The organism is Devosia insulae DS-56, from assembly GCF_000970465.2.
Taxonomy (GTDB): Bacteria; Pseudomonadota; Alphaproteobacteria; order Rhizobiales; family Devosiaceae; genus Devosia_A; species Devosia_A insulae.
The window spans coordinates 1-10,589 of record NZ_LAJE02000227.1; the positions used below are offsets into that span (position 1 = coordinate 1).

A 10,589-nucleotide genomic window follows, 5' to 3' on the forward strand; every position below is an offset into this window, starting at 1 on the left:
GCGTCGAGAAGGTCGGTCGCACCCCGCTCTATGTCGGACGCAAGCTCGATCCGGAAATGATCCGGCTCGGCAAGGAGCCCGGCTATTACAACGGCCACGTGCCCTCGACCGCCATCAACTCGATGATCGCGGCGCTCACCGCGCTGCTGTTTTCCTACAACCGGATCGTCCTCTCCAACGAGCGCTCGGCCAGCGAGGGCAATGTCGAGTTCGACGGGCGCGAGGCCAACCACCAGCACTCGAAGTCGATCGATTTCGAGAACCTGATCGCCAAAGTGCTCGAACACGCCAGCGGCGGCAGCCTCAGCTATTTCTCGCTGCTGCGGCCCTACTCCGAGGCGAAGATCGCCGCGCTGTTCGCCCGCGTGAGCCGCTTCGACCACGTGTTTTCGAGCTGCAACGAGAACTTCAAGCTCGCTGGCCATGACGGCCCGCTCTGGTGCGGCAAATGCCCCAAGTGCCACTTCGTGTTCCTGATCTTCGCGCCGGTGATGGAGAAGCAGCGGCTGGTCGGCATCTTCGGCCAGAACCTTTTGAGCCAGCCCAGCCATGAGCGCTCGTTCCGCGAACTCACTGGCCTCGCCGGCCAGAAGCCGTGGGAATGCGTCGGTGAAATCGAGGAAGCGGCGGCCTGTCTCTGGGCCCTGACCAAGCTGCCGGAATGGGCAGATGAGCCAATCGTTTCAATGCTGAAGCCGGATCTTTTGACTCAATATGGCAGCCAGCGCCTCGAAGACGCCCTTGCCGAACTCATGATCGATAGCCCAGAACACCTCATCCCGAAGGCCATCTTCGAGCGAGTCGCCCCGCATGCGCTTTGATGAACCCGTGCTGCTCTACGGCGCCGGCCGCGAGGCCCGCTCCACCCGCGCCTTCATCCAGGCACGCTCGCCGCACACCAAGGTGTATGTGACGGTCGACAGCGGCGAAGCCGATATCGACGACGCCACCTTCATCGCCCCCGCCGACCTGACGCAGGCCATCGAGGCGCGGCTGTTTGCGACCATCGTCAAGAGCCCCGGCGTGTCGCGCTACCGCCCGGTCTTCGCCATGGCGCGCGAAGCCGGCATCGCCGTCACTTCCAACCTCAACCTCTGGGGTGAGGCCTATCGCGACGGGCGCAAGGTCATCGCGATTTCCGGCACCAAGGGCAAGTCGACCACCGCCACCCTGGTGCACCTGATGCTGACCGAATCCGGCCTCGATGCCGGTCTCGCCGGCAATGTCGGCCTCGCGCCGCTGGAAATCGCCGACAAGCACCCGATCGTGGTGTTCGAGCTTTCGAGCTACCAGACCGCCGACATGGCGTTCACTCCCGATATCGCCGCACTCACCAACCTCTCGCCCGAACACACCGACTGGCACCGCAGCGTCGAGCGCTATTACCAGGATAAGCTCAACCTGATCGATCGTGACGCCCCCTTCCCGGTGGCGCTGGGCGTCGGCGCGCTCGGCAATCCGCTGGTGATGGAAGCGCTGCGCGACCTAAAGCGGCTGATCCCGCCATTGGCCCCGTTCATCCACGACCGCATCGCCGGCGCCGCCGCGCGCTCCCGGCTCAAGGGCGAGCACAACCTCAACAACGCCCTGCTCGCCGCGGCCATCGCCATGAAGGCCGGCGCCGACCTCGAGGGCGTGGTCCGCGGCATCGCCAAATTCACCCCGCTGCCGCATCGGCTCGAAGAGCATCAGGTCGGCGACGTCACCGTGGTCAACGACTCGATCTCGACCACCCCGGAGGCCACCAAGGCGGCGCTCGCCGCCTATGAAGGCAGCCGCATCGCGCTGATCGCCGGCGGCCACGAACGGCACCAGGATTATTCGGAGCTCTCGCAGCTGCTGGCGCTCCGCGGCGTCACCGTGCTGGTGTGCCTGCCGGTGACCGGCGATCGCCTCGCCACCCTCACCTATGCCGCCGCCCCCGAGATCGAAGTGATCGAGGCCGGGACGCTCGAAGACGCGGTGAAAGCCCTGGTCGGCAGGAAAGCCAAGTTCGAAACGGTGATCCTGTCGCCCGGCGCTCCGAGCTATGGCCAGCTCGAAACCGCGGGAAAAGTGTTCAAGAATTTCGAGGAACGCGGCGCCGCCTTCGTCCGGCTCGCCGGCCAGTACTTTGGGGCCAAGGCGTGAAGCACGCCTCTCACCCCACACTCGGTGTCATTCCCGCGAAAGCGGGAACCTCTGTTTTCTTGACGGCGGCACCATCCCAAACGGAGGTCCCCGCTTTCGCGGGGATGCCCCGGTGGCCGGTCGGCACATGGTGATCGCCTACACCTATCTGGCGGTTGCCATCGTCGCCGAAGTGATTGCCACCACCGCGCTCCGCGCCGCTGACGGTTTTACCCAGCTCTGGCCCTCGCTGATCTCGGTCGTCGGCTACGTCGTCGCCTTCTACTTCCTGTCGCTGACGCTCCGCAGCATGCCGGTGGGCATCGCCTACGCCATCTGGTCGGGCGTCGGCATCGTGCTGATCTCGCTGGCCGGCTGGGTGATCTACAAGCAACTGCTCGACCTGCCGGCGCTGATCGGCATGGGCCTGATCATGGCCGGCGTGATCGTCATCAACCTGTTCTCGAAGACGGCGGTGCACTAGGGCCGGTGTGCTTGGCCACCCTCTCGATGTGCCCACCGACGGTGCCACGCACGTCCCCTCGCCCCTCTGGGGAGAGGGTCAGGGTGAGGGGCAGCCAAGCACACCGGCGGCCGCACCTTCATGTCGACACCTGGCGCGGATTGACGCAGGGACTGGCGCGCTTGGCGCCCTTCACCCCGCGGCTGAGCCCTTCGGCCTCATCCGCCGCCCTCTCCCCAGAGGGGCGAGGGGGCGCTGTGGCACTGCCGGTGACGCCCCCCCTCAGGTCGGCGGATCCCGCGGGTTCACCACCACCCGCCCGGCAATCTTGCCTTCCAGCATCTGAGCCGCCAGACCCGGCAGATCCTCCAGCCCCGCTTCGGTCAGCATCGGCTCGAACGCCGCCGGCACGAACAGTGTCGTCAGCCGGTCCCAGGCCGAGCGGCGTGCTTCGAAGGGCTGCATCACCGTGTCGATGCCGCAGAGCGAAATATTGCGCAGGATGAATGGGATGACGCTGGCATCCCAACCGCGGCCGCCAGCATTGCCGATCGCCGCCACCGCCCCGCCATAGCGGATCTTCTTCAGCACTTCGCCGAGCAGCGGGCCGCCGACCGAGTCGATGGCGCCCGACCATTGCTCCTTGTCGAGCACTTTGCCCGTCGGCTTCAGCACCTCCTCGCGCGAGACGATCCGGCTGGCGCCCAGTTTGGTCAACCGATCGGCGAGCGCGGCCCGCCCAGTCACTGCGGCAACGTCATAGCCGAGGCGGCTCAACAGCAGCACGGCGATGCTGCCCACCCCGCCGCCGGCGCCGGTGACCAGCACCTCGCCCTCACCGGCCCGCACCCCCTCGGCCTGCAGCCGGTTGACCGCCAGCATGGCCGCGAGCCCGGCGGTGCCGATCATCATCGCGGTGCGGGTCGAAAATCGCTTGGGCAACGGCACCAGCCAATCCGCCTTGACCCGTGCCCGTTGCGCATAGCCGCCCCAGTGCAGTTCGCCCACCCGCCAGCCGGTGAGGATCACCGCCTGGCCGGGGTGGTAGCGCGCGTCGCTGCTCTCCACCACGCGGCCGGCAAAATCGATGCCGGCGACATGCGGATAGGTTCTGACCAACCCGCCCTGCCCTGTAAGGCACAGCGCATCCTTGTAATTCAGTCCGGCCCAATCGATCGCCACCAGCACCTCTCCGGCCGGTAGCTGCTGATCGGTGATCTCCTTGAGACTGCTGCGCAATTCACCGTCAGCCAGCCGCTCGGTGACCAGGGCGCGAAAAGACATGAAAACTCCAGAACCAACAGTCGAAAACGTCGATCAGTACGGCCCGTTCAGAGCCGCCTGATCAATGCCCGCCGCGGCCAGTTCGTTGCCGATCTCGGCACGCAGTTCGGCATCGCCCAGCCGCTGGCGAAGCACCGGCAGAATACCGAAGCGACGAAAGCGCGTCACCTCGAGCAACTGCGCAATCGACCGATTGAGCGCATCTTCCGATTTCAGCCGGTATGCCGCCGTGACGGCGACTGCCGATGCCAGTTCCGCATCACCAACGGCCAGGGCCTCCGCCTGCAGCAACGCCTCGGCATTCTCCCCGTCGCGCAGCGCATTCACCGCTGCCGCCTCATGGTACCAGTAGGGCGGCGTCACGGCACGGCGCAGCGCTGCGGCCGCCATGCTCTCCCCCTTCTCGGATTTGCCGCGCAGCGACAATAGCCGAGCGTAGCCGGCATAGGCGTCGAGGTTCGAGGGGTTGAGCTGCAGCGCCGAGGTAAACGCCGCCTCGGCCTCGCCGAACCGGCCGACCGATTCGAGAAAGAAGGCGTATTCGCGCCAGATCGGGCTCGAGGTCGGCGCCAGGGCCAGCGCCGCCTCGATCTGCCGCTCCGCCTCGGCAATCGGCTCCGGGTCGCGGGCCGACGGCGGCTGCATGCGCAGCGTCCGGTCGAGCAGCAACGTGCCACTCATGGCGAGGCCCACCGCCGAACCCGGCTGCCTGCGCAGCAAGCCACTGACGCAGGCGCGGGCCCGCTCGCCATCATCCAGCCGACCGCTGCCGCGATAGCGGGTGAACAGCAGGCCGCAGAGGTAATCGGTCTCGTTGCCGGCGAGATCGGCATTGGTGGCCAGCCACTGCATCGCATCGGTGTGCAGCGGCCCATCGACGGCGCCCAGTTGGTCGGCGAAGGCCTGCGACAGCCGATCGATGGAGGTGGGGAAGTCGGTGGTCGCCACCTTCTCGGTCATGCTCCATACCGCCGTGTCGGAGCCGCCGCGCTTGAGGCTGGCGGTGACCTGCATCTCTCCGCCCTCGGTGCGCGCGATACCGGAGAGCTCGAAGGTTGCGGCACTCGCCTGCTGCGTGGCCTGCCCGGTGCGCTGCAGATAGACCGCGTCGATGAACGGGAACAGTCCGAGATCGGTCACCAGTTCGACCGCGAGCCCGGCCACACTGGCGGCCGGCGCCTGCGCCGCCACCGAGGTGAACTCGGTGACCGAAACGACGGGCGGCTGCGGCACCGCGATCCGCAGCTGGCGCGGCGCCAGCACCTGCGTCATGACCAGTGCAATGCCGAGCGCCACGAACACCAGCACCACCAGCAGCACGATGTCGTCGAGCCGCGCCAGCCAGGAACGCTCAGTGACTCGCGAAACTGTCGGAGAGGTGAAACCGGTTCCAGCTGATTCAGGTGTCGCGGGCGCCACCTCGGCCGAGGGGAGGCGGAATTCGGGGATGTAACGTCCCACCGGCAGGTAAAATATGACAGGCTCGGCGGCCCCTTCTCCGGCATAATATTCTTCGAGCACCGCACGCAGCCGCCGGGCCTGGACGCGCACGATCGGATCGTTCTGTGGATCAAAGCTCTGCGGCCGCCCGAACACGTCCACGGCGATCGAATAGGCCTTGATGCCAGCCTCGTTTCCGTCGAGCCGCGCGCTGACTATGTAGTTGAGAAACTTGGCAAGTTGTGGCGAACGCGCCAATCCGGGCCACTCCTGGATCCGCGCCAGGGCAGCCTCGACCTCCGCTCGGGGCGGCATTGTCTGCGACAACGGTTCGCCCACGCGAGTACCTCCCCTCCGTATCTGGGCGATTTACATGTTAATCGCAAGCCTCGTTACGGCGTTGTTACATGCCTTTGCCTATGCGCACGGTCATCAAACCATCATATCCCGGCCTGTCGCTGCACTACGCAGTCACCGTGAGCAGGCCTCGCGGTCGTGAAGGGACGCAACGAAGCTCCCCCGGCGCTACGGCGCCACCGACGGGTTACCGACTACGTATAGAGTTTTCGGCCATTGCCGTGGCGACGCGGCAAGAAGGAACCATTATGGACGCTTTTGGTGCCGGCCAGCCCTTTATGGCACTGGTCGACGACGACTCACATTCCGCCCGGCTGATGATCCGGATGCTGCTCGCCCATGGCGCGCCGTCCGTGAGCTGGCTCAACGGCGAAGCCCTGGCGACTGCCGAGATCCACCGGTTGCTCGAGGATGACCTCGCGACCATTCCGGGTCTGGTGATCGTCGACCTCAAAGCCTCGTCCAGTGCCACTCTGGACTTTATAGTGAAGCTCCGCGCCATGCGCGACGGCCATTCGCTGCTGATTGCCGCGATTGCCCCGACGCTCGAGCGCGAGCCGCGAGAGGCCCTTATCTCTGCCGGCGCCGACGCCGTGTTCGAGCGGCACGCCGATATCAATTCCTACCGTCGCGAAGCGGCGGCCATCGTCAGTTTCTGGGTGCGCAATCAGCACCTGGATGCGGTTGGCACGTAATCACTGCGTCCACAGGTTACGTGCCGGGCGGGGAGCGCGTTGCATTGAGGCAGGCCACTGCCGATTGCATTCCCAAACGCGCTCTCCGTCTCTTCAACACCATGGAGCCCGGATGGCCCCATGACTGAGCTACCGCCCGACCGCCGATATCCCTGCGGCGACCCGGGCGGCTCTGGGCCGGAGACCCCAAGCTCCGACCCAAACCGGCGGTCCGTCGCGTTCCCTCACGCGGCGGCCGCCATACGACGACGGAAAGACGGGGCGCGACCTCCTGACGCTGCCCCGCCTTCCCGTTTCTCCAGGTCAAGTTTACCGGTCTTTCGGTGTTCCGACCGTTTCTCGGGTCTCGCACCGGTTCCCGGTGTGCTGAGACCATTCGGTGTGTAACCCAGTTGCGGCGGGCCACTGGGGCCAGCAGGCGAAGGCGCGGTTGCGGATACTTCTCCCACCGCAACCGCGCTTCTCCTCGCTCCCTTGACCGCCTCCCCCGGATCACCGCACTCTCCGGCCTCCCCTCGGCGGTCTTGACCGCCTCGAACCACCGCCCTGTCGCGCGTGCTCAACCGGAGGCCATCCAATGCTCAGAATGTCGACGTTTGCGGCGGCCGTGCTTGGCCTGCTGAGCGCTCCGGTGTTCGCCCAGGGGGCCGTCGACGGCGAGGAGGCCGTCGACAGCTTCGTGTTGCCGGCCTTCAACGGCATCGCGGTATCGCAGGCTCCCGAGGCCGGCCTCGGCGTCTGTTTCGGCCCGTTCGCTGCCGACGCCATGGATTGCGCCGTGGCCCAGTGCGTCCAACAGAGCGGTCTGGGCCCCGAGGATTGCGCGCCCAATCTCTGGTGCTACCCGCATGGCTGGGTGGCCGACATTTTCATGCAGCACAATGAAGGCCCGCACTGGCACAAATTCGTCTGCGACCAGCAGGATCAGCAGAGCCTCGAAGCCATCGTCAAAACCGAGTGCACCAAGGACTATCTGGCGAGCTGCGAGGTGGTCCGCATCTGGGACAACGAAGGCCAGCAGGTCTTCGGCGAAGGCGCCGACCCGCAACTGCCGGCCCCGCCGACGGCGATAGAGTAGGCTGGGAAACCAGTCCGCGGAGGTCAGGCCGGTGCGGGAAGGATACCCCCTCCCCTGTCCCCTCCCCGCAAGGGGGAGGGTGACCCTCCTACCGGCGCCAGTGTTTTGGTCTCCTCCCCCCTTGCGGGGGAGGGACAGGGTGGGGGGTATCTTCCTGCACCAGACTATCCCTCACGACGTCCGCGAACCCAGCTAGTGCTTCGTCTCGCCCTTGTGCTCGGGCAAACCCTTGCGCTTGGTCTCAGCGAACTCTTCGAGCTGGTTCTCGCTCATCGATTTGTACATCGACTTTGACGCGCCCTTCAGGTCTTTCACCTTGGTGTCACCGCGCTTGGCCGAGAGCGCCGCGCCGGCGGCTTTCTGCTGGGCTTTCGAGGTTGCGGGCATAATAGGCCTCCTTGCGTTGGGGAGGACTCAACGATCGTTTTGCGGCTCCGTTCCCTCGCCGATCTTGTCCTTCTCGGCACCGACCACCCGGTGCGAGAAGGCCCGCATCGCGGCCAGCACAATCACCGCGAACACCGCGACCACGACCGCGATGATGTAGTAGCCGAGCGCGGCCGAGACGCCGACCGCGCCCGCCAGCCACATCCCGGCGCCAGTGGTCAGCCCCTGCACATTGCGGCGCTGCTGGAAGATGGCGCCGGCGCCGAGAAAGGCGATGCCGGCGGTGACCGCTTCAATGGCGCGGATCGGGTCGGAGTTGTTGCTGCCGCCCTCCACTGCCTCCTGGTAGATTTCGAACGCCAGCGTGGTGAACAACGCTGCGGCGAGCGCCACGAGGATATGGGTCCGCAACCCCGCCGTGCCGGCCTGCGAGCCGCGCTCCCAGCCAATCAATCCGCCCAGCACCGAGGCGATCAGCAGGCGGATGAGGATGATCTGGTGCGGGGTGTGAGTCGGCTCGTAGCCGAGGCTGGTGACGAGATCCATGAGTGGGGTCCTGTTGACGCTTCCCCCTCAACGACTTGCCCCCTCCCCGGTTCCGTCAGCTCCTGTAGCTCTCACCGCCCTCGCGCATCAGCCGGCGCGGCCCGCTGCCCTCTTCGGCCAGGTGATCGCCGGAATTCATCAGCGGGCAGCTGCTGGTGGACAGGCACCCGCAGCCGATACAGCCATTGAGCTCGTCGCGCATGCGCGTCATCAGCACGATTCTCCTGTCGAGCTTTTCGTGCCAGAGCTCTGACATCAAACGCCAATCGGCCGCCGATGGGGTGTGGCCCACCGGCACATGCCCCAGAGCTTCGGCCACCTCGGCGAGCGGAATACCCAGTTCCGTGCCCATCCGGACGATAGCCAGCCGGCGCAGCACATCGCGATCGTAGCGCCGCTGGTTGCCGGAGGTGCGGTGGCTGCGGATCAGCCCCTTCTTCTCGTAAAAATGCAGAGCCGAGACGGCAAAACCGCTGCGCTCGGACACCTGCCCCACAGAAAGTTCGCGCGACATCGCGATTTCCTCTTTACCTGAAGTTAGGTTGAGGTTGTAGCAGTGACCTCCCGATGCGGCCAGAGGGCTTCGCAGGGTCATAGAATGGTGAACGAGATGGCGGCGACGAAGAGCGGTTGGGGCGAGATATTCAGCGGCGGCAACGCCCTGCCCGTGGTGGTGTTTGCCGGCGGCGTCGGCATGAACGCCATCGAAGTCTACATCGGCTCGACGCTGATGCCCTCGGTGGTGGCTGAAATCGGCGGGCTCGACCTGTTCGCCTGGGTGACGACGGTGTTCATCGTCGCCTCGATCGTCGCTTCGATCTTTGCGGCGGTGCGGCCGTTCGGGCTCGGCCCGCGGCAGAACTACCTGATCGCCGCCACCATGTTCGCGCTGGGCAGCCTGATCTGCGGATTGGCGCCCTCGATGCCGATCCTGCTGCTCGGCCGGGCCCTGCAGGGCTTTGGCGGCGGGCTGCTTGCCGCGCTGACCTTTATGATGGTCCGTCTGGTGTTCCCCGAGCACCTGTGGGCCCGCGCCTTCGCGCTCGCCTCGGGCATCTGGGGCATCGCCACGCTGGTCGGCCCCTCGATCGGCGGGGTGTTCGCCGAGCTCGGCATCTGGCGCTGGGCCTTCTTCATCCTCGTGCCGTTCGCCGCCCTGGTTGGCCTCCTCGCCGTCAAGGTGGTGCCGGCCAGGAGCAGTGAGTCCGGCATGACCAGCCTGCCGCTCCGCCAGATCGGCCTGATGATCGTTGCCGTCCTGGCGCTCTCCACCGCCGGCGCGCTGTCGCACGATATCGTCGTCGCCGGCAGCCTGACCGCTGCCGCCATCCTGGCGCTGGTGGTGTTCGGGCTGATCGAGCGGAGCGCGCCGCAGAAGCTGTTCCCGACCGGCACGTTCCGCTTCGGCACGCTCCTCGCGTCGCTGTTCGGCACCATGGTGCTGCTGCAGATGGCGATCACCAGCGATATCTTCATCCCGCTGTTCATGCAGACCCTGCATGGCCTCGGCCCACTCACCGCCGGCTACATGGTGGCTTTGGTCGCCATCGGCTGGAGCTCGAGCTCGATGCTGACTGCCGGCTGGACCGACGGCCGGGCCCGCATGATCATCGCCTTCGGCCCAGTGCTGGTGCTGGTCTCGGCAATCGGTCTGGCGCTGTTCGTCGGCCACCAGAACCCGAGCTCGAGCCTCAGCTTCATCGTGCCCGTAGGGCTGTCGCTGCTGATCATGGGCGTCGGCATCGGCACAGCCTGGACGCAGCTCACCCCGCGGGTGATGCAGGCGGCGCCCGATGGCGAGCACGATGTCACCTCGGCGGCGCTGAGCACCATCCAGCTCTTCGCCTCGGGCCTGGGCGCGGCTTTGGGCGGGCTGATCGTCAACCTCGCCGGCCTCGCAGCGGCGAACCCGACCCCGATCGCCGCAGCCAACTGGCTCTATGGCCTGTTCATTATCGTCGCGATCCTGGTGGTGCCGATCGGCTTCAGCATCGCCCGGACCGAGGCGCGCCTCCCCGCCGCGGCGCAGCCGGCGGAGTAACGAATTTGCCGCCGGGCTCCGGCCCCGCGGCATCCCGACTGGCCGAGGGCGCGATGCTGCCTGCGCTCCCGGTCGGACTCGCGGTGTCGGCGATCATCGCGCTGGGCGTGATCGACCGGCACCGCGAAAACTTTTGAGGGGCATGGCTTGTCCGCCAGCACAGGCCGTGGGCTCCCCTCCCCCTTGAGG

General features: G+C 66.5%; 11 protein-coding genes. 6 read left to right on the plus strand and 5 right to left on the minus strand.

The window, feature by feature from the left end; translation table 11 throughout:
- The 3 genes from VW23_RS29035 to VW23_RS16365 form a co-directional block, all read left to right on the plus strand.
- Nucleotides 1–821: MurL-like N-terminal domain-containing (locus VW23_RS29035; protein WP_201788062.1), on the plus strand; the 821-nt coding region annotated here is incomplete at its 5' end.
- Nucleotides 811–2,130, plus strand: coding sequence for a Mur ligase family protein (locus tag VW23_RS16360; protein ID WP_069910616.1), 1,320 nt, complete (start codon nucleotides 811–813; stop codon nucleotides 2,128–2,130). The genes VW23_RS29035 and VW23_RS16360, both read left to right, overlap by 11 nt.
- 127 nt (nucleotides 2,131–2,257) lie before the next feature.
- The gene (locus tag VW23_RS16365; protein ID WP_069910623.1) at nucleotides 2,258–2,593 is read left to right on the plus strand and encodes an SMR family transporter; all 336 of its coding nucleotides are present in this window, start codon (nucleotides 2,258–2,260) and stop codon (nucleotides 2,591–2,593) included.
- A gap of 261 nt (nucleotides 2,594–2,854) precedes the next feature.
- Here VW23_RS16365 and VW23_RS16370 read toward each other — a convergent pair whose 3' ends face one another.
- Complete coding sequence (locus tag VW23_RS16370) at nucleotides 2,855–3,856, minus strand: MDR family oxidoreductase (RefSeq protein WP_069910617.1); 1,002 nt, start codon at nucleotides 3,854–3,856, stop codon at nucleotides 2,855–2,857.
- A gap of 33 nt (nucleotides 3,857–3,889) precedes the next feature.
- The gene (locus tag VW23_RS16375; protein ID WP_069910618.1) at nucleotides 3,890–5,554 is read right to left on the minus strand and encodes a tetratricopeptide repeat protein; all 1,665 of its coding nucleotides are present in this window, start codon (nucleotides 5,552–5,554) and stop codon (nucleotides 3,890–3,892) included.
- Between the two features lie 377 nt (nucleotides 5,555–5,931).
- On the opposite strand from VW23_RS16375, the gene VW23_RS16380 reads away from it, so the two are divergent.
- Complete coding sequence (locus VW23_RS16380; protein ID WP_141728363.1) at nucleotides 5,932–6,348, plus strand: response regulator; 417 nt, start codon at nucleotides 5,932–5,934, stop codon at nucleotides 6,346–6,348.
- Nucleotides 6,349–6,925: 577 nt separating this feature from the next.
- Entirely contained in the window at nucleotides 6,926–7,426 is a 501-nt protein-coding gene (locus VW23_RS16385; RefSeq protein ID WP_069910620.1) for a hypothetical protein, read from the plus strand.
- Between the two features lie 192 nt (nucleotides 7,427–7,618).
- Here the strand turns inward: VW23_RS16385 and VW23_RS16390 are convergent, their stop codons facing one another.
- Genes VW23_RS16390 through soxR form a run of 3 tightly spaced genes read right to left on the minus strand, consistent with a single transcriptional unit; the run spans nucleotide 7,619 to nucleotide 8,879 of the window.
- Nucleotides 7,619–7,813, minus strand: coding sequence for a DUF3008 family protein (locus VW23_RS16390; RefSeq protein ID WP_069910621.1), 195 nt, complete (start codon nucleotides 7,811–7,813; stop codon nucleotides 7,619–7,621).
- 27 nt (nucleotides 7,814–7,840) lie between these two features.
- Entirely contained in the window at nucleotides 7,841–8,359 is a 519-nt protein-coding gene (locus VW23_RS16395; RefSeq protein WP_069910622.1) for an MgtC/SapB family protein, read from the minus strand.
- Nucleotides 8,360–8,414: 55 nt separating this feature from the next.
- Nucleotides 8,415–8,879 carry a redox-sensitive transcriptional activator SoxR gene (soxR, locus tag VW23_RS16400; protein ID WP_056001968.1) on the minus strand — a complete coding sequence of 155 codons (465 nt, stop codon included), beginning with the start codon at nucleotides 8,877–8,879 and terminating at the stop codon, nucleotides 8,415–8,417.
- A 90-nt stretch (nucleotides 8,880–8,969) separates the two neighbouring features.
- Here soxR and VW23_RS16405 point away from each other — a divergent pair, with 90 nt between their 5' ends.
- Nucleotides 8,970–10,400: an MFS transporter gene (locus tag VW23_RS16405; protein ID WP_069910624.1), complete on the plus strand. Its 1,431-nt coding sequence runs from the start codon at nucleotides 8,970–8,972 to the stop codon at nucleotides 10,398–10,400.
- Nucleotides 10,401–10,589: the final 189 nt, after the last annotated feature.

Bases quoted from the DNA above. Each gene is read 5' to 3' on its own strand.
- VW23_RS16365 (WP_069910623.1), top strand. From the start codon at position 2,258: ATGGTGATCGCCTACACCTATCTGGCGGTTGCCATCGTCGCCGAAGTG.
- VW23_RS16405 (WP_069910624.1), top strand. From the start codon at position 8,970: ATGGCGGCGACGAAGAGCGGTTGGGGCGAGATATTCAGCGGCGGCAAC.
- VW23_RS16380 (WP_141728363.1), top strand. From the start codon at position 5,932: ATGGCACTGGTCGACGACGACTCACATTCCGCCCGGCTGATGATCCGG.
- VW23_RS16395 (WP_069910622.1), bottom strand. From the start codon at position 8,359: ATGGATCTCGTCACCAGCCTCGGCTACGAGCCGACTCACACCCCGCAC.
- VW23_RS16370 (WP_069910617.1), bottom strand. From the start codon at position 3,856: ATGTCTTTTCGCGCCCTGGTCACCGAGCGGCTGGCTGACGGTGAATTG.
- VW23_RS16360 (WP_069910616.1), top strand. From the start codon at position 811: ATGCGCTTTGATGAACCCGTGCTGCTCTACGGCGCCGGCCGCGAGGCC.
- VW23_RS16385 (WP_069910620.1), top strand. From the start codon at position 6,926: ATGCTCAGAATGTCGACGTTTGCGGCGGCCGTGCTTGGCCTGCTGAGC.
- VW23_RS16390 (WP_069910621.1), bottom strand. From the start codon at position 7,813: ATGCCCGCAACCTCGAAAGCCCAGCAGAAAGCCGCCGGCGCGGCGCTC.